Source organism: Janthinobacterium sp. YR213, assembly GCF_900099875.1.
Classification (GTDB): Bacteria; Pseudomonadota; Gammaproteobacteria; order Burkholderiales; family Burkholderiaceae_D; genus Janthinobacterium; species Janthinobacterium lividum.
The window spans coordinates 521,826-540,700 of sequence record NZ_FNDA01000005.1; the positions used below are offsets into that span (position 1 = coordinate 521,826).

At 63.3% G+C, this 18,875-nt stretch carries 17 protein-coding genes; 3 read left to right on the forward strand and 14 right to left on the reverse strand.

What is annotated here, in order from left to right; genetic code table 11:
* Positions 1–5: 5 nt before the first annotated feature.
* Entirely contained in the window at positions 6–1,115 is a 1,110-nt protein-coding gene (locus BLT98_RS23340; protein WP_092611883.1) for a muconate/chloromuconate family cycloisomerase, read from the reverse strand.
* A gap of 102 nt (positions 1,116–1,217) precedes the next feature.
* Between BLT98_RS23340 and BLT98_RS23345 the strand changes: the two genes are divergently transcribed.
* Positions 1,218–2,132: a LysR family transcriptional regulator gene (locus BLT98_RS23345; protein ID WP_092612096.1), complete on the forward strand. Its 915-nt coding sequence runs from the start codon at positions 1,218–1,220 to the stop codon at positions 2,130–2,132.
* Positions 2,133–2,138: 6 nt separating this feature from the next.
* On the opposite strand, the gene BLT98_RS23350 is transcribed toward BLT98_RS23345, so the two are convergent.
* Entirely contained in the window at positions 2,139–2,522 is a 384-nt protein-coding gene (locus BLT98_RS23350; protein WP_070281055.1) for a hypothetical protein, read from the reverse strand.
* 74 nt (positions 2,523–2,596) lie between these two features.
* Complete coding sequence (locus BLT98_RS23355) at positions 2,597–3,772, reverse strand: YncE family protein (RefSeq protein WP_211615089.1); 1,176 nt, start codon at positions 3,770–3,772, stop codon at positions 2,597–2,599.
* A gap of 118 nt (positions 3,773–3,890) precedes the next feature.
* Here BLT98_RS23355 and BLT98_RS23360 point away from each other — a divergent pair, with 118 nt between their 5' ends.
* Together BLT98_RS23360 and BLT98_RS23365 are read left to right on the forward strand one after the other, a co-directional pair.
* The gene (locus tag BLT98_RS23360; RefSeq protein ID WP_092611886.1) at positions 3,891–4,322 is read left to right on the forward strand and encodes a cupredoxin domain-containing protein; all 432 of its coding nucleotides are present in this window, start codon (positions 3,891–3,893) and stop codon (positions 4,320–4,322) included.
* A complete protein-coding gene (locus BLT98_RS23365; protein WP_092611889.1) occupies positions 4,319–5,716 on the forward strand; it encodes a hypothetical protein in 1,398 nt (465 codons plus the stop codon). The genes BLT98_RS23360 and BLT98_RS23365 overlap by 4 nt, the downstream gene beginning before the upstream one ends.
* Here BLT98_RS23365 and BLT98_RS23370 read toward each other — a convergent pair.
* The 11 genes from BLT98_RS23370 to BLT98_RS23420 all read right to left on the reverse strand — a co-directional run bounded on the left by BLT98_RS23370 (position 5,688) and on the right by BLT98_RS23420 (position 18,826).
* Positions 5,688–7,031, reverse strand: coding sequence for a PepSY-associated TM helix domain-containing protein (locus BLT98_RS23370; RefSeq protein WP_092612102.1), 1,344 nt, complete (start codon positions 7,029–7,031; stop codon positions 5,688–5,690). The two genes, BLT98_RS23365 and BLT98_RS23370, sit on opposite strands and share 29 nt — an antisense overlap.
* 8 nt (positions 7,032–7,039) lie before the next feature.
* Positions 7,040–9,163 carry a TonB-dependent receptor family protein gene (locus BLT98_RS23375; RefSeq protein ID WP_244517653.1) on the reverse strand — a complete coding sequence of 708 codons (2,124 nt, stop codon included), beginning with the start codon at positions 9,161–9,163 and terminating at the stop codon, positions 7,040–7,042.
* A gap of 77 nt (positions 9,164–9,240) precedes the next feature.
* A complete protein-coding gene (locus BLT98_RS23380; RefSeq protein WP_225317194.1) occupies positions 9,241–9,642 on the reverse strand; it encodes a DUF2946 domain-containing protein in 402 nt (133 codons plus the stop codon).
* Between the two features lie 47 nt (positions 9,643–9,689).
* Entirely contained in the window at positions 9,690–10,286 is a 597-nt protein-coding gene (locus BLT98_RS23385; protein ID WP_052140127.1) for a PqiC family protein, read from the reverse strand.
* Positions 10,283–11,914, reverse strand: coding sequence for a PqiB family protein (locus BLT98_RS23390; protein ID WP_034782421.1), 1,632 nt, complete (start codon positions 11,912–11,914; stop codon positions 10,283–10,285). Before BLT98_RS23390 ends, BLT98_RS23385 begins: the two co-directional genes overlap by 4 nt.
* The gene (locus tag BLT98_RS23395; RefSeq protein WP_092611895.1) at positions 11,907–13,238 is read right to left on the reverse strand and encodes a paraquat-inducible protein A; all 1,332 of its coding nucleotides are present in this window, start codon (positions 13,236–13,238) and stop codon (positions 11,907–11,909) included. Before BLT98_RS23395 ends, BLT98_RS23390 begins: the two co-directional genes overlap by 8 nt.
* 84 nt (positions 13,239–13,322) lie before the next feature.
* Positions 13,323–14,366, reverse strand: a complete 1,044-nt coding sequence (locus tag BLT98_RS23400; RefSeq protein WP_092611897.1) for an acyltransferase family protein — start codon at positions 14,364–14,366, stop codon at positions 13,323–13,325.
* Between the two features lie 318 nt (positions 14,367–14,684).
* Positions 14,685–16,034: an amidase gene (locus BLT98_RS23405; protein ID WP_092611900.1), complete on the reverse strand. Its 1,350-nt coding sequence runs from the start codon at positions 16,032–16,034 to the stop codon at positions 14,685–14,687.
* 4 nt (positions 16,035–16,038) lie between these two features.
* Positions 16,039–16,716: a DUF2848 domain-containing protein gene (locus tag BLT98_RS23410; RefSeq protein ID WP_092611903.1), complete on the reverse strand. Its 678-nt coding sequence runs from the start codon at positions 16,714–16,716 to the stop codon at positions 16,039–16,041.
* A gap of 4 nt (positions 16,717–16,720) precedes the next feature.
* Entirely contained in the window at positions 16,721–18,046 is a 1,326-nt protein-coding gene (locus BLT98_RS23415; protein ID WP_070260110.1) for an MFS transporter, read from the reverse strand.
* A gap of 108 nt (positions 18,047–18,154) precedes the next feature.
* Positions 18,155–18,826 (reverse strand): DUF4286 family protein, encoded by a 672-nt coding sequence (locus tag BLT98_RS23420; protein WP_092611906.1) that lies wholly within the window; start codon positions 18,824–18,826, stop codon positions 18,155–18,157.
* Positions 18,827–18,875 lie beyond the last annotated feature (49 nt).

An 18,875-nucleotide genomic window follows, 5' to 3' on the forward strand; every position in this document is an offset into this window, starting at 1 on the left:
CTCCTTTATTGACGCTGCATGGCACGCAGCTTGTCGGTATCGATCTCCACGCCCAGGCCCGGCCCCGTCGGCACTTGCAGCATGAAATCGCGGTAGACCAGCGGCTCGCGCAGGACTTCCTGCGTCAGCAGCAGTGGCCCGAACAGCTCCGTGCCCCAGGCCAGTTCCGCGAACGTGGAGCACACGTGGGCCGTGGCGGCGGTGCCGACGCCGCCTTCGAGCATGGTGCCGCCGTACAGTCCCACGCCGGCCAGGCGCGCCACGGTGGCCACTTCCAGCGCGGGCAGCAAGCCGCCCGACTGGGTGATTTTCACCGCATACACGTCGGCCGCATCGGCCTGGGCCAGCGCCAGCGCATCGGCGGGACCGTGCAAGGCTTCGTCGGCCATGATGGCCACGTCGAAGCGCCGCGTCAGGCGCGCCAGCGCGGCGCGGTTGCCGGCTTTCACCGGCTGCTCGATCAGGTCGATGCCGCCCGCTTCTAGTGCGGCGATGCCGCGCACGGCGTCCGTCTCGCTCCAGGCCTGGTTGACATCGACGCGCACGCTGGCCCGTTCGCCCAGCGCCCGCTTGATCTCCAGCACGTGGGCCACGTCATCCATCACGTCGCGCATGCCGATCTTCAGCTTGAAGATGCGGTGCCGGCGCAAGTCCAGCATTTTTTCCCCTTCGGCGATATCGCGCGCGGTGTCGCCGCTGGCCAGCACCCAGGCCACAGGCAGCGCATCGCGCACGCGGCCGCCCAGCAATTCCGACAGCGGCACGTTCAGGCGGCGCGCCTGCGCATCGAGCAGCGCCGTCTCGATCGCGCACTTGGCGAAGCGGTTGCCCTGTATGACCTTGCGCACCCTGGCCATGGCCTTGGCCACTTCGCTCGCTTCCATGCCGACCAGCAGCGGCGCGATATAGGTATCGATATTCGTCTTGATGCTTTCCGGGCTTTCGCCGCCGTAGCTCAAGCCGCCAATGGTGGTCGCTTCGCCCCAGCCCGTGATGCCGTCAGCGCAGCGCAGCCGCACCAGCACCAGGGTTTGCGTATTCATGGTGGCGACGGACATCCGGTGCGGACGAATGGTTGGCACATCGACCAGGTAGGTCTCGATATTTTGAATCATATTTATTCCGTATAATTCTGTGGAGTGGTGACACGATATTCCCCGAATCTCTCCACGTCCAACACCGAGTTGGTATCAAACCTATACCTGAAAGGTATGAAGATGGAATTACGGCACTTGCGCTACTTCGTTGCGGTCGCGGAGGAAAGGAACTTCACGCGGGCCGCCGCGCGCTTGCACATCGCGCAGCCGCCGCTGAGCCGGCAGATGCAGCAGCTGGAAGAAATCCTCGGCGTGGCGCTGATCGAAAAGGGTTCGCGTCCCTTGCGCCTGACGGAAGCGGGCGAGTTTTTCCTCGCCCATGCGCGGCCCCTGCTCGACCAGGTGCGCGACCTGCAGGCGATGACGCAGCGTGTCGGCAAACTGGAACGCACCCTGTCGATCGGCTTTGTCGCCTCTACCCTGTATGGGGAATTGCCAGACATCGTGCACCGCTTTTGCGAGCGCCATCCCGAGGTCGACGTGACCCTGCATGAAATGACGACGGTGCAGCAGCTCAAGGCCCTGAAGGAAGGCCGCATCGACGTGGGTTTCGGGCGCCTGAAAAGCGAAGACCCCAGCATCCGCCGCATCCTGCTGCGCGAGGAGCGGCTGGTGGTGGCCCTGCCGCCCGGCCACCGGCTGGCCAGGGGGGAAGGCGGATTACGCCTCACGGACCTGATCCACGAAACCCTGCTCGTGTATCCGAAAGCGCCCCGCCCCAGCTTTGCCGACCAGGTGCTGGCCATGTTCAGCGAAGGCAATGTCACCCCCGGCCCCGTCACGGAAGTGCGCGAGCTGCAGATTTCCATGGGACTGGTGGCGGCCGGCCAGGGCATTTCCATCGTGCCGGAAAGCGTGCAAGCCATGCATCACCGGAACGTCGTGTACCGCAAGCTGGACGACAAGCATGCGTTCTCGCCGATTTTATTCAGCATGCGGCATATGGACCGCTCGCCTGAACTGGAAAACATCCTCGCCGCCGTGTACTCGATCTACGATGAACACGGCATCGTGCACGTCAAGGAAAGCCTGTAGCAGTGACTACGCCGCGTCGGCCAGCAATTCCGGGCGCAGCGCGCGGATGCGCAGTTCCGTGAAGTAGCCGCCCGCCTCGTTGTAGCGCAGGTAGTAACGGCCGCAGTTCAGGCAGCGGGCCACCTGGCTCAGGTTCGCGGGATAGTAGCGCGGGGCGATGGGCGCATCGATGCTGTCGTAGCGCGTGCCGTGCGGGTGGTATTCGGCAAACGTCGGTTCCTCGTACGGATCTTCGCGCAGGGTGCCGATTTCTTCAAAGCGGTCCAGCTCCAGCGAGGTAGGCAGGCGCTGCCAGGCGTCCAGCGGGACGGCGCAGCAGCTGCATTTTTTGGTAATCGTGGCCGAAGCGGTGGCCAGCGCGGACAAGGCGGGAAAGTCGAGGAATATCATGTTCAGCCATTGCAAAGGTGCGGCCTGTGGCAACGAGCCTGGCCGCGCCCTTTCATTCTAGCGGAATGCATCTTTCAATGCCCCATGAAGTCATTCCACTTCGGCAGCAGCACGATGCTGTTCGGATTGAGCCCCTTGTTTTTCAGGGTGTCGACACTCCCCGCCACCACCTCCTTTTTCATGTCGATGACGGTGATGCTGCCATCGCTCATGCCCGGCAGGTTGAGCAGCGCGTTCTGCACGAAGGCATAGCGGCCATCCCTGGTGAACGCCACGTGGTGCGCGCCTTCGGCGGCAGGGATCGATTTCAATAGCCGGGGCTTGCCGATGCCGCCCGTCAGGTCGAAGATATGCAGGTGGCCCGGCTTGGCCGTCGTCAGGTACAGCCGCGTCGCGCCCTTGTTGAAATACAGCTCCAGCGGCACGCCCGCCTTTTGTTCGGCAAAGTCATGCACCTGGGCCGTGTCGAAATCCCTGGTTGCCGGATTCCACGTGGCGGTCCACACGGTGCCGCCGTACATATTGGCGACGTAGGCGACAGGCGGTTTGCTGCCCGGGACGAACAGCACTTCCACCGGCGCTTCGCCAGACGGCGACGGCTTTTTCGACAGCTTGTGCGTGCCCAGCACCTTGCCCGTGCTCGTTTCCACCACGCTGATCACTTCCCCCGCGTCGCCCAGGTCCGTGGGGCGGATGGTGCTCGTCAGCAGGGTGCGGTCGATGCCATCGTGGACGGCCAGGCCATGCGGATATGGCGCCGGCAGCATGACGGTGCGTCCCGGCTTGTCGTGCACGGCGTCGCCTTCCAGCATGGCCTGCGATCCCATGCAGCTCAGATACCAGCGCTTGTGGTCATCCGAAAAGACGATGTCCTCGCCCACCTGGCAAGTCGGTACCTCGATCACCTTGATGGGAAAATCCTTGTGGCGCATGTCCATCACGCGCAGCTGCGTCTTGCCCAGCGCCGTGATGTAAGCCTTGCTCATGTCGTGGTTGTAGAAGATATGGTGCGCCACCAGGTCCGGCGGCAGGGCGATGTCGCGCACGATCTTGCCAAAGTTTTTCGACTCGGGATCGACATCGATGATGGCGATGCCCTCCTTGCGCGACGGCGGCGCGACAGGGCTTTTCAGCGATTTCAATGACTCGGGCGCCTTGCTCTCGTAATTGACCATGGCCAGGATTTCGGCCGACGCAGGCAACACCGCCAGGCATGTCACGGCCAGTGCAAACATCGCTTTTTTCATCATCTCCCCCGCCTTTTCCAAGTGTCGTCGGATCCGCGCCGATCATTCTACGGCCGCACTTTTTCAAACTGGCGTTTTTTTTCAGATGGCCAATGCTGGAAATCTTTCCTAAAATTTAAGCATGAAAAAATACTCAGTCCGCCCTCCGCTTGCCAGCCTGGGCCTGGCCATATTCCTGCTGTGCATATCGGCGCAAAGCCAGTCGCAGGGCGGCTCTGCGGCAAAACCGCAGCAACTGGAACAGCATGTGGCGCTGGCCATCGCGCAGCGCAAAATCGCCGCGAAGCCACCGACGATACGGGTCCGGCAGGACACCCGGATCACCGTGGATTGGAGTACCGACGAAATAGTCAGTATCCACTTGCATGGCTACGATCAGCTGCTGGAAGTCCAGCCGGGCGAGACAAAAGCCATGCGCATCGACGCCACGGTACCGGGACGCTTCCCTGTTTCCGCGCACGGCTATGGCGCGCAAACGGAGGGCAAGAAGGGCAAGCAGCACAAGCATCACCGCGAGGCGCCCCTGATATACCTGGAAGTGCTGCCGCGATGATGCGGCGCGCCATCGCTTTCGGCCTGCTGGCCGCGCCATGCATCGCCCATGCGCACGGCTTTGGCCAGCGCTACGACCTGCCCTTGCCGCTCTGGCTATATTTGCTGGGTGCGGGACTGACGGTGGCGCTGTCGTTTGCCTTCCTGGCACTGTGGCGCCGGGATGGCACAGCGACCTGCCAGGGCGACTATGCGCGCCTCGTCCTGCGGCAGGTTCCTGGCGCGCGCGCCATCGCTTTCGCACTGCGCCTGCTGGTGCTGGCGTTATATATCCTGGTGATCGTGGCGGGACTGGTGGGCGTGCAAAACCCCGTGAAAAATATCGCGCCCGCCATGGTGTGGGCCATCTGGTGGGTCGGCATGGCCTACGTGTCGGCGCTGCTGGGCGACTTGTGGGCGCTGGTCAATCCGCTCGACAGCGTGGCGCGCGCGGCCCAGCAACTGTTCCCCCGCTGGCGCGCACCGCTGGCGTGGCCGCGCTGGCTCGACAGCTGGCCGGCGGCGGCCCTGTTCTTCGGCTTTATCTGGATGGAGCTGAACTGGGAAGGCAGCGAGCAGCCGGCCAGCCTGGCCTGGACCATGCTGCTGTATTCTGCCTGCACGTGGGCAGGCATGGCGCTGTTCGGCCGCGCCGCCTGGCTGCGCCATGCGGAAGTTTTCAACGTCGTCTTCGGTCTGCTGGCCCGCTTCGCGCCCGTGACATTCCGCGACGGCGCCTGCTACGTGCGCCCGTATGCGGCGGGCCTGCTGGCGGTGGAACCCGTGCGCCCTGCCTGCCTGGTGCTGGTGATCCTCATGCTGGCCTCCGTCAGCTTCGACGGCATGATGGAAACGCAAGCGTGGTACGACATCGTCGACGCCGTCCTCGCCGTGGCGCCTGGTGCGCTGGCATGGATCACCACGGCCGCCCTGCTGCTGATGCCGGCCCTGTTCCTGCTGGTGTTCCTGCTGTTTTGCGCGCTGATCGCCCGCTGCGGCGCCAGCGATGGCCAGCCGGCCATACCCTTGCTGCGCGTGGCCGGGCACTTCGTGCTGACCCTGGTGCCGATCGCCATCGCCTACCATTTCGCCCACTACCTGTCTTTCCTGGCGATGGCGGGCCAGTACCTGATTCCGCTGGCGTCGGACCCGCTGGGCCTGGACTGGGACCTGTTCGGCACGAAGCTGTACTTCATCCGCCTTGGCATCGTCGACGCCAAGGTGGTGTGGTACGTATCGCTGTTCGCCATCGTCGCAGGCCACGTGGCGGCCGTCTGGCTGGCCCATGTCTGCGCGCTGCGCCTGTACGCCAGTCGCCGCGCGGCCCTGCGCAGCCAGTATCCGATGCTGGCCCTGATGATCGCCTACACTTTGCTCAGTCTCTGGATCATCGCGCAGCCCATCGTCGGCGGCTAGCCCGTGCCAGGAACAGCTCCAGCAGCAACAGCATGCCGCCGGAAACGAGCAGCAGCGGCATCAGCGCGCACATGGCGGCTGCCGCCAGCCAGGCCAGCGCGGAAGGCGACGTCCAGGCGCCCGGCAGCAGCCTGGGTAAACCCAGCGAGCCAGGCAAGCGCCGTTTGAAAAACATCACCCAGCCCGACACCAGCGAGAACAGCACGCTGGCGCCGAACAGCAGCAGCACGGCCTGGTTCCACCAGCCGAATTCGCCGCGGTGGAACGGAATGCCGATGGCGGTGGCCTTGCCGAACGCCGTCTGCGCTTCCCACCCCGCGTAATACAGGGGCTTGCCGCTATAGGCATCGAATTGCAGGTCGAAGCGCAAGGTGGGCTGGCTGCGGTCAGCCATGATGGCGCGCCACACATCGTCCTGGCTGGCCGGCGCCGTCAGCTGCACGGCGATGGCGGGCGCGTGGCTGCGCGCTACCTGCCACGCATCCTGCCAGTCGAGCGGAGCGCCCTCCTCGCGCGAGTGCAAATCACGTGGCACGGGCGGCGGCGCCTGGCCGCTGACGTCGCGCAACGCGCGGATGCGCCCGCCCGCCTGCTGGCTCCAGGTCAGGCCCGTCGTCAGGATCACGACGCTGACGATGCCGAGCGCCACGCCCAGGAAAGCATGCCACTGGCGCCAGCCATTGCGGCCCCGCGCCCCCCGCTTCGGCAAGCCCGATTGCGCGCCGCGCGGCCACCACAGCACCACGCCCGTCACCAGCATCACCATCAGCCAGCTGGCCGCCAGCTCGATCATCCAGCGCCAGCCATCGTTTTGCAGCAGGCGCGAATGCAGCTTTTTCGCCCAGTTGCCGAAGCGCTCGCTACTGGCCAGGCTGCCCAGCACGCGCGCGTCATAGGGATTCACATACACGACGATGGCCTGCGCGGGCAGGCCGAACTTCGGCCTGGCGGGCGTGAGCGGCGCGGCATGTCCGCCATGGCCCGCATGTTCATCCTGCGCGCCGCCAGACGGTGCAAACGCCACCTGCACCGCATCATCCTGTTGAAACGGCGGCACCACGTGCTGCACCGCCCAGCCTCGAGGCGCAGCCCGCTCCGCAGCCGCCACGGCGGCGTCCAGCGGCAGCATGGAGGCTTGCGGCGCCACATGGTCCAGGTGCTGGTACAGCCTTGCCTCGATCTGCGGCGTGAACACGTACAAAATGCCCGTCAGGGTGGCCATCAGGGCAAACGGCGAGGCGATCAGCGCGGCCCAGAAGTGGATGCGCCAGTACAGGCTTTTGCGCCGCGCGATGAGAAAGGTGAAATCGTCCATGGCCATCCTCACAGTGCGTTATAGGTATAGGACAGGCCCAGCATCACGCTGCGCGGCGCACCAGGCGTGTACTGGTTCTGGCTGTTCGGCGCATAGCTGCCCACTCCCGCATAGCTGCTGCTGGCCGAATCGGCATAGCGCTTATCGGCCAGGTTGCGCACCTGCGCCCACGCTTCCAGCCCGCGCGCGACCTGATAGCTGGCGCGCAGGTTCAGCAAGGCGTGGCCCTTGTACTCCACCGTGTTGGCATTGTTCATCCAGTAGCGCCCCTGGTGCACGGCTTCAAGTGCGATACGCGCGCCGGCCACGGGCTTGTAGCCGATCTCGAACGAGGTGATGTCGCGCGGCGCCTGCGGCATGGCGCGGCCGCTGTAATCGAGAGTACTGGAGAGCTGGTAGCGCAGGTAGCGGTGGCGCGCGATGGCCGTGGCGAAGCGCGCGTCGAACGGGCCGCTGTCGTAATTCAGGCCCAGCTCCAGCCCTTCGCTGCGCGTGCGCCCCGCATTGCGGTTTTCGCTGTTGCCCGGCGAGAGGGTGTAGCTGACGATGGTGTCGCGCCCATCGAGCCGGTACAGGGCCGTGTCGAGTTTCAAACGGCCCTGTAAAAAGGCCCAGCGCAGGCCCAGTTCATAGTTGTTGTAGACGGACGGCTGCAAGTTGGCGATGCCCGTCTTGCCATACAACTGGCTCACTTCCGGCGGCGTGAAGCCCTGGCTGACGTTTGCATACGCGCTGCCCGCATGGCCGATGGCGTAGGTGGCGCCCAGTTTCGGGCTCACATGCGAAAAATTGCGCGACTCGTCGGGCGCGCCGTAATTGACGCTGCCGCCGGGCGCCAGCTTGTTATGGTAGTCATAGCGAATGGCGTCCGAACGGCCGCCCAGCACCACGCGCGTGCCCACCAGCGGAGAAAATTCCCATTGCGCGAAGACGGCCGTGTTGAGGATATCCGTCTGGTAGTCGCGCACGCCCTGCGGATTGCTGGCATTGGCCAGGGAGTAGCGCAGGTAGCGGCCCGTGGCGGCATCGCGCACGATGGACAGATTGTCGCTGACAAAAGGATTGTCGCTCTTGTCCACGTACACACCAGCGATCAGGCGCGAACGCAGCCACGCGAATTCCTGCTGGTGCTTCACGTCCAGTCCCAGCGAATCGACGTGGTTGTTGTTGATGACGCCCTTGCACAGCATGCCCGCGCAACTGCCTATGGAATACGCGGGAATCTGCCCATGGTCGTTCCTGCGCGTAAACACGGTGACGGTGCTCGTGCCATTGACTGTCGTCGCGCCTTCCCACGCCAGGTTCATGCGCGTGGTCTTGTCCTTGCGGTAGGTAAACGTATTCAAACTCTTGCCGGGATTGCTGCGGTAATCGTTTTCGAACAGGCTGCCCGTCATGGCCGCATCGAGATCCGTGTGGACGATGGTGGCGCGCAGCTGCGAAGTGGGGCTGAGCGCATAGTCGGCGCGCAGCGAGAACGAATCCTTGTCGCCATAGCTGTACTCCTGCCAGTTATCGCGCGAACGGCGCGAGCTGTAATGGGAAAAGCGCAGTCCCAGCGGCCCCCAGGTATCGCTGGCGGAAGTGTCGTAGCGGGTGTAGCCGCCCACGTTATCGCGCCGCACGCCCACGCTTGCCGTGGGTGTCGCGCTGGCGCCGGCCGTGAGGAAATTGACGGCGCCGCCGACGGCATTGCTGCCGTACAGCGACGAGGCGGCGCCCTTCACCACTTCCACGCCGCTGGCGCCCGCCATGTTCATCTCGTTGAGCGAGTTATGGTTGAAGACGCCCAGCGGGCGGATGGGAATGCCGTCTTCGAGGTACTGGTAGACGGCATTCGTGCCGATGGGCTGGCGGATGCTCATGCTGTGCTGCTCGTTGCCCAGGTCATTCCAGTACACGCCGGCGATGCGGTTGAGGATATCGCCCATGGTCTTGGGCTTGTCGCGTTCCAGCATTTTGGCATTGACGGCACCGATGGCCTGCGGCGTCTCGGACAGCCACGATTGCGCGCGCGAACCGGAAACGACGACGGTGTCGATGGCGTGGTCGGTTTGGTCAGTTTGCTGCGCCTGCGCGCAGGGGTAAGCGAGGGTGATGGCGACGGCCAGCACCAATAATTTCTTGTTCATGTGATTCTCGTATAAGTGTGCGGATGCGGCGTGTCACACCGCAAGGTGGGCAGCGCCAGCATTGAAAATGCAAAAACCTAGACGAGAGCGGGCGGCGCGCGCGACTGCGCGGTGGACCAGATGAACAGCGGTGACGGAGACTGGTAGTACAGGGCCGGGAAAATGGCCGTGCCGCTGGCCACAAGCAGCGGCAGCACGGTACTGGCGGGCGGCAGGCCGACGGAACCCGCGTGCGTGGAACAGAAGGCGCAATGCTCCATCTGCATGGCCTTGCCGCCGGATTTTTCATCGGCGGCGCCGTCATTGTCGACCTGGACGAAACGGATGCCGGCCACCGAACAGATTTCCGCCCAGCCGGAGCCGGACTCCTGCTTTGCATTGGCGACGGCCTGGGAAATCGACGGCGCGAGCGCCGCCAGCAGGATCGCGAAACAGGCGATCCAGGCGGCAAAGCGGCGCGTGAACAAGGTCATTCCCATGGCCGCATTTTACCAGCGGCCGCCGGGACTGGGTAGCGGAAAGCGGCTCAGGCGGCCGGGCAGGCGGCGTTGCCGTTGTCAAAAGCGCGCACCACGCTCGCCGTATCGGCGGCGATACGGTTCACGGCGCGGCGGTGACCGAGCACCAGTTCATCGTAGCCGGCGCCCACCTTTTCATTGGCTATCGTGCGGCAAGTGACCACCTTGCTGCTGGCCAGCTGGCGCACGCTCCACACGGCATCGATCAGCGCATACTGGCCCATCACGGACTCGAAACGCTGCACATTGGTGCTGATACGGTACACGGGCAGGTTGTCCGGATGCGGCGTGCGGAACACATCGATGGCGCCCAGGTCGTTCGTCACGGCCGTCGACAGGGCCTGGCCGATCTCGCCGGCCAGCGGCCCGGCCCAGCGCTGCTGCTCCAGCAGTTCGATGCGCCCCGATGGCCCCGTCACGACAAACTGGTTGCGGCTCACCTGCTGCGGCACGCTGACAGCCAGCACCTCGACATAGTATTTGACGGGTTTGGCCGGCTGCGCGTCGGCGCCGCCGCTGAGCGTATAGAAATGCTCGGGCTGGGGCGTGGAACAGGCGCCCAGCAGGCTGGCCGCCAGCAGCGCGGAAAAAATCGGTTTCATCATTTTTTTTCATCTCCTTTTTTACCGCGGATCAGGGACTCGGGATGACGTTCCAGGTAATCCGACAGCGCGTTCAGCGATTGCAGGGTTTGCGTCAGCTGCTGCAAGGCTTGGCGCACGTCCGACTGCAGTGGCGAATCCTTTTGCAGCACCTGTTCGGCCGTGCCGAAGGTCTGTTTCGCCGCCGTCAGGGTATCGCGCATTTCCGGCACTACCTGGCCATCGAGCTGCCTGAACAGGGTATTGGCCTGCTTGATGGTGGCGTTCAGATTATTGCCGATCTCCGCATAAGGCACCTGATCGAGCTTGCGGGCAATGCTGGCGATCTGCGTCTGCAGTTCATCGAGGGTATTGGGCACGGTCGGCACTTCCAGCGGATACTTGTTCGGATCGAGCGCCACCTTCGGCGCTTTAGGGAAGAAGTCCAGCGCGATGTACAGCTGGCTGGTGAGCAGGTTGCCCGTGCGTAGCTGGGCGCGCAAGCCACGGCTGACCATGCGTTCGAGCAGCTGGTGGCCGGCCGAGCCTTCCTCATCGTCGACGGCGGCCTTGAAGCGCATGCCCAGGCGGGCCGGGTACAGATTGACGGTGACCGGCATGCGGAAGTTCTTCTTCACGGGATCGAACTCGATGCCGACCGAACGCACCTCGCCCAGTACGATGCCGCGGAAATCCACCGTGGCGCCAGGCTGCAAGCCGCGCAGCGACTGGTCGAAATAGAACACGGTGGTAATGGCCTGGCCATCGGGCTCGCGCATGGCGCTGGCCTCGTCGGCCGCCAAGCGGAAATTGGTATTGGCCGGCGCCGGTTCCTCGGGCTTGCGGCCATTTTCCGCCTCGAAGGCGATGCCGCCCACCAGCATGGCGGCCAGCGACTGCGTGTTCAACTTGAAGCCGTTGGAATCCAAGCGCACATCGACGCCGCTGGCATGCCACCAGCGCGCATTCTTGCCGACGAACTGGTCGTATGGCGCGTTCACGAAGACCGACATGGTAATGCCGTTGCCATCCTTGTCCAGCGCAAAGCTGACCACCTTGCCCACGCGCAGGCGGTGGAAGAACAGGGGCGAACCCACGTCGACGGAACCGAGACTTTCCGCATGCAGGGTGTACAGCTTGCCCTTCTGGTCACCGGCCACGGCGGGCGGACTCTCCATGCCGATGAAATTCTCCTTTTTGGCTTCCGACTTGCCCGTGTCAACGCCGATGTAGGCGCCCGACAGCAAGGTACCCAGGCCCGTCACGCCGCTGGCGCCGATCTGCGGGCGCACCACCCAGAAGCGCGAATCGGCGGTGGCGAATCGGCGCGCCTCCTTGCTCATGTCGATCGTCACGAGGACATTGCTCAAGTCGTCGCCCAGGGTGATGGCGCGCACCTGGCCGATATCGACATCCTTGTATTTGACCTTGGTCTTGCCCGGCTCCAGGCCTTCGGCGCTCTTGAAGCTGACCGTCACCGTGGGCCCCTGGTCAAGGATGGACTTGGCGGCCAGGCCGGCGCCTATCAGGGCGGCCAGCAGCGGAATAAGCCATACCAGCGACGGCAGCCAGCGGCTGCCCTGTTCCACATCGGGTTCCGGCAATGGACGGCCACCCGTTTCGGCAAGGCCGCCCGCTTCTTTGTCAGACATGCTGTTCTCCAATCACTGTATTGTTTCCGGTATTTGCCACCACCACGGGTTCTTCCTCGCCAGGCACCTGCCCGTCGACGGGGTCCCAGATCAGGCGCGGGTCGAACTGCATCGCCGCCAGCATGGTCAGCACCACCACGGCGCCAAAGGCCAGCGCGCCGGGTCCGGCCGTGATCACGGCCAGCGACTTGAAGCGCACCAGCGCCACCGTCAGGGTGACGACAAAGATGTCGAGCATGGACCAGCGGCCGATGAATTCGACCATGCGATACAAAATGGTGCGCTGGCGCGGGCGCCAGCGCGAACGCCGCTGCGCGGTGAACGCCAGCAGCGCCAGCACGCCCAGCTTGAGCATGGGCACGACCACGCTGGCGATGAAAATGATGATGGCCAGGCCTTTCGAGCCGCTGGTCCAGAACAGCACCACGCCGCTCATGATGGTATCGTTTTGTGCGCCAAACAGGGAATACGTCACCATCACGGGCAGCAGGTTGGCGGGAATATAGAGGATCATGGCGGCGATCAGCAAGGCCCAGGTGCGGTTGATGCTGTCCGGTTTGCGCACGTGCAGGGCCGTGCCACAGCGCACGCACGCCAGGTGCTTACCCTTGCCCAAGGGCGGCGCCACCAGGCCGCAGGCATGGCAGGGCACGACCTTCTCGCCGGGCGCAAAGGCCTTGTAGCGGATGCCGGGCAGCGCTTGCCGGGTCAGGTCGTCGCCCAGGTTCCACAGGGCCTTGGGGTCGAACGAGACGACGATGGCCAGCATCAGGGTCAGCGCGCCAAACGCGAACAGCCCCGGTTGCGGCAGCACCGTGGCCAGGCTGGTCATCTTGACGACGGTGATCAGGATGCCGATCATCAGCACCTCCGTCATGCCCCATTCGCGCGCCGTCTGCACGGCGCGCAGCACGCGGTTAAAACCGGGCACCTTGACGCCGCCGCGCAAGCCCAGCGCCACATACAGCAGCGAACCGAGTTCGATGGCGGGAAAGAGTATGGTGAACAGGAAGACCATCGTCGCCACGATATGCATCTGCTCGGACCACAGCACGCGGATGGAACCGAGCAAGGTGGCGCTGGACGTCAGGCCATTGACGTCGAGTTCGACGATGGGAAAAAACTGGGCGATCAGGAAGACAAAGGCGGCGCCCAGGGTCAGCGCCACCACCTTGCTCAATTCCGCCGATGCGCCGCGCGCATGCGAGCCGCGGTACAGCACCGAGCGGCAACGGATGCAGCGCGCCTTTTCGCGGGGACGCAGCGGACGTTTGCGGTACAGCACGCCACAGTCATGACAGCTAATCAGGTCGTATCGGTGCACAGGTTCACGATGAGCAGTTGAGTCCCCTGCATCATACGTCAAAGCAACCTTCTACCGCAGGCAAAAGAAGACAGACGAGCAGCCTCAGGCGATAGTCGCCACTGTTGGCGCCGGCGTGCTCACTTTGCCAAAAAGCAGTTTGGCGGCGATTTTATTTTTTGCCAGCACGACACCAGTCGCGCAGCAAATACATGTGACAAGCAAGCCGATACTGAAACCCACCAGAGTGGCAAGCGGCGCAAACGCCACCGGCTCAAAATAGCGCATCGAAATTTTAGTGACACCGATAAAAGCATACTGGCCGATGATATAAATATACAATGAATTTTTACCAAAGATAATAAACCCTTGGATGATCCTCTCACCAAGCTTCAAGTAGGCCACATAAAACACACACAATGCGAATACAGAGGCTATTGCACCTGCAATATAACGCAGCGCAATATTTTGAAAGTTTTCAGAACTTAACTCCATTCCTGTAACATAAATATAAGTCTGATTATTCCACAAGAAGAAACAAATCAGCGCAAGAACACCTGAAACAGGAAAAATTACATTTTTATATGGCATCAATTTTTCAACATACGAGCCAGCGGCCAGATAATAGCCAGCCAAGAAAAAAGGACATGTATATTTAATTAACGGCAAAATACCCCAGTCCGGAATGAACAGGCTGAAAAAAAACAGGATCAACGATACCCAGAACGAATAGCGGCCAAAGACATTGGCAATCGTCACCAATACGAGACTAGCGAACAACGCCCATAGAAACCAAAGGCTCTGCAGTATGCTGAGAAGCAAGGAGAGAGGAAAATCCTGGTCAATCTTTTTTTTAAAAACAAGGGTAAGCGCAACCCGAAATAAAATCTCCCATATGGCAATAGGAACCAGTAAGGAAAATATTTTCGATTTAATGAACTCCAAAGGCGGTGTGCGGAGTACACTATTACGGCTCACATAACCGCTAATAGCGATAAACAACGGCATGTGAAACATGTAGATTGCTTTAAAGGTAGGGTCTTGGAAGAATCCCTCTTCCTGATATGCTGCACATTGCACCGCATGTCCGATCGACACCAGAAAAATCAACATCCCCTTGTAAAAGTCTACGCAATTACTTCTCAGCATGAATAAACTCCGGCGTTATGATTTTTTTGGATAAATTCCGGCACCCGAAACAAATTTTTGCATAAAGTATGTGGGCACAGGACAGTGGAAGACACTCAATGTCATTCAACGTCGCGATCCGCGTATGTTACAGACCACGTTACTTTTGCGGATTTTCACTCAGACGCAGCGGGCGCTTTCGCTACAACAGCCACATTCATGACAAATGATCAGCTTGTTTCAGAACACAGTGTGAAGTTTACCGGTACACAGTGCGTGCCTATTCCATATCAGTGCCAGCCATCCTATTACAAAGGCCCCCCTTGCGCCACTGCAAGGTTAACGTTCGAGCAACAGTGCCTCCACGGCACGGCCAATTTGCAGCACTCTTTCATCCGCGCCGGCCAGGCCGCAAATGCTCAGCCCCACGGGCAGTTCGCCCTTGGCATGGCACGGCAGCGACAGCGCGCAGCCATCGAGGAAGTTGATCACGCTGGCGTTGCGCAGAACCAGGCCATTCGTGGCAAAGAAGGTGGCGTCATCCGCTTCCAGGGGCGCAACCTGCGGCGCCAGAATCGCCACGCTGGGCATCAGCCAGGCGTCGAATGGCGCCAGGCGCCGCCGGGCGACGGCGATCAGGCGCGCGCGCGCATCGAGCAAATCGATGTAATCGGCCGCGCCCTGCTGCTGGCCGCGTCGGATGCGCGCCGCCACGCGCTGGTCGTATTGCGCACCTTTTTCCGCGAGCAGCGCGCGGTGCCAATGCCAGGCTTCCGCCGCCACCAGGCCGCCGCCGCCATTGATCTCCGGCAGTTCCAGCAACTCGGGGAAATCGAACTGTTCCACCAGGGCGCCGGCTTGCCGCAGCTTGTCCAGCGCGGCGTCGAAAGCCCGCTGCACCTGCGGCTCCACGTGCGTACCGACATAATCAAGGGTAAAACCGAAGCGCAAGCCTTTCAGCGCTGGCGCCTGCACGCCGATGTCATGGCCCGACAGCGCAGCGTACAGAATGGCGCAGCAGTCGACGCTGCGGGCAATGGGCCCTGCCGAGTCGAGAGAGCGCGACAAAGGCACCGTGCCCGCCAGCGACACGGAAGCGGCCGTCGGCTTGAAACCCGTCAAACCGCAAAAGGCGGACGGGATGCGGATCGAGCCGCCCGTGTCCGTGCCCAGCGCGCCGGCCGCCATTGCCAACGCCACCGTGACGGTGCCGCCCGAAGTGGAGCCGCCCGCCACACGTTCATGGTCCAGCGGATTGCGCGGCGTGCCGTAATGGGGATTCAAGCCCAGGCCGGAAAACGCGAATTCGCTCATGTTGGTGCGGCCCAGCAGGACGGCGCCAGCCCGACGCAGGCGCGCCACGGCGCCCGCATCGGCCACGGCGGGCGGGGCGTCGGCCAGCGCCAGCGAAGCGGCGCTGCTGGTTTGCCCCTCGACGTCGAACAGGTCCTTGATCGAGATGGGCACGCCGGCCAGGGGCGAGGCAACGATACCGGCCGCGCGCGCCGCGTCGCTGGCCCGCGCCTCGGCCAGGGCCTGTTCGCCATCGAGGCTGACATACGCATGGCCGCCCTGCGCCCGGTGCGCCTCGGCGCGCGCCAGCATGCGCTGCGTCAGTTCCACGCTGGTGATGCGTCCGGCGGCCAGGTCGGCCGCCAGTTCGCGGATAGTCTTGGTCAACTGGGTCATTCTCTTATCCTTCCACGGGCAGGGTTTGCACGGCATAGCGGTGCTGCAGGCGGCGCTGCAAGGCTGGATCATACAGCTCCAGTTCGAAGGCGTCGCCGTGGCCCATTTCACCGATGATGGGCTGCGTGCCGCAGAACATGGCGCTGCCCACTGGCAGGGTCGCTTGCCCCGTGTAGCGCAAAATCAAATCTTCCGGCGAGAGCATGCGCGTCACGGGCCCCTCCTGATACAGGGCCGGGACGCCGGCGCGCTCGCGCCAGGAGCGCATCTGCAGCTTGTCCCAATGACCGGCCACGTCGGCATAGCGCCACAAGGTATCGCCCACGGGCTTGCCGCACATCTGCTTCGACACCGTCACGCCATAGCTTTCCACCTTGCGGTCCGTATGGTCGGAACCGATCCCCACCAGCAGGCCGTATTCCGTGGAGAACAGCACGAATTCCGCCTCGCCGGACGAATCGCTGCCCGGCACTTCGATGGCGGCGTCGCTCGAGAGCAGCGCTGCCGAAACCCGGTAAAACGTCGGCACGCTTTTCGGGCGCGCCACGCCGATGGCTTCCAGTTCGGCGATATGGTGTTCCACCATCGCCATGTCGCGGCCCGTCCAGCCGGCGATGATCAACTGATCGATATCGAAGGTGACGGGGCCGTGGCCGGCCAGTTGAAAACTCAATGTCGTCATGATTTTATTCCTCAAGGGGGCCGCGGCCCGTTTCGCGTGCAGCAAAAACGGCGGCGCCGGTGATCAGCAAGGCCGCCGCCACATACAGCGAGACGGCCATGCTGCTGTTGTACGAGCGGTACAGGCTGGCGATGACGAGCGGGGCGAAGCCGCCGCCGATGACGCCGGCAAGGGTGTAGGCCAGCGAGGACCCCGCATAGCGCACCTTGGTCGGGAATTGCTCGATGACGAAGGCGGCCTGCGGGCCGTACATGATGGCGTGGATGACCAGGCCCACGACGACAGCCGTGACGATGGCAGCCGGGCTGGCAGTATCGAGCAAGGTGAAGAAGGCAAACGCCCACACGAGACCCAGGCTCGCGCCCAGCGCATACACGGGACGGCGGCCGATCTTGTCCGACAGCGCGCCAAACACGGGCACCGCCAGCGCATTGCAAGCCGTGCCGATCATGATGGCGGTCAGTGCCAGCGTCGACGACAGGTGCAGCACGGTCGTCACATACGTGAGCGTGAACACCACCACCAGCGCATACAGCACGTCCGAACCGATGCGCACACCGCCGGCGATCAGCAGACGGCGCCAGTAGATGCGCAGCACGTCGCCGATCGGCGCTTCCGCCTTCGCATCCTGCTGGTCGAGTTCCTTGAACAGCGGGGTTTCCTCGATGCCGCTGCGTATCCACATGCCGAAGGCCACCAGCAGCAGGCTGGCGATGAACGGCATGCGCCAGCCCCAGTCCATGAACGCTTCATGCGGCAGCAGGTAGGTGATCAGGCCGATGCAACCGGTCGCCAGCAAAGTGCCGAACGACGGTCCCACCTGCGTCCACGACGCGTTGCGGCCCCGCTTGTCCGCTGCCCCGTGTTCGACGGAGATCAGCACGGCGCCGGCCCATTCGCCGCCCAAAGCGATGCCCTGCACGAAGCGCAGCGCCACCAGCAGGATGGGGCTCCAGATGCCGGCCGTCGCGTAAGTCGGCAAGAGGCCCATCAGGCCCGTCGTCACGCCCATCAGCATCAGGGTCACCACCAGCACCCAGCGGCGTCCCAGCTTGTCGCCCAGGTGGCCGAAGATCACGCCGCCGATCGGGCGCGAGATATAGCCGACGGCATACGTGGAAAAGGCCAGGATGGTGCCCGTCAGCGGATCGAACGAGGGAAAGAACAGGTGATTGAAGATCAGCGCGGCCATGGTGTTGTAGACGGTGAAGTCATACCATTCCAGGGTCGTGCCGACCATGCTGGCCGTGGCCAGGCGGCCCGTTTTCGGCTTGTCGCCCGGCGCCTGGGCCGCCGGATGCGCAGCGTTTGCCGTTGTATATGTGCTCATTGCCTACCTCTCTCGTCAGTTTTATTGCAGGCCCGGCGCAGGATGCTTTGCCCTGCGCCGTGGCCCGTGTCTCGTGTTATCAGTGCCGGCAAGATGCGCGCGGCCGTGTCAGGCAGCGTGCAGGTCGGCCTCGCGCAGTTGCCAGGACAGTTGCAGGATGGCTGCCTGCTCAGCGTCCAGGCCCAGCGCCGCGCTGGCGGCATCGGCCGCCGCCGAGGCGGCGCTTTCGGAGGACGCGTCGATCAGGAAGATCGGGTCGAGCACGCGGCCCTCCTTCTGCTCCGCCGGCAGGGGGCCGGACAGATTCGCGTCAGGCGTGAGCAAGCGCGTGGCAATGACGCCATCGATCTGCAAAAGCTGCGCGCCCAGCGCTGCCATGCTGGCCACGGCTGCGGCATCCTGGCCGATGGCGGACGCGCCCAGGCGCAGCACGGCCAGCCAGGCGCCCGTGCCCATGCCCGTTTCCGCCTCGATGGCGCAGACGCGGCGCATCGGATCGAGCATGCGCTGCAGATTCGTCACCGACCATGGCGTCTGCTGGCCGAAGGCCTTGAAATAGTCGGGGGTCTGGAAGGCGCCCAGCGAATCGGTGCGGTACAGGCCCAGGTATTTGCGCGAACCGCGCACGCTCTGGTAGCGCGTGCCGCTGACGAAGCCGGGAATGCGCACGCGCTCTTCCACGTGCTCGCGGTCGTACCAGCGGTTGAAATCGAGCTCGTGTTCCGGGTCGGCGCTGGTCCAGACAAACAGGATGCCTGGCAAGGTGTGGGACGTCGTCATGATGGTTCCGTTCTGCGTGGTGGATGGTGTGCCAACCCAGAATAGGTGG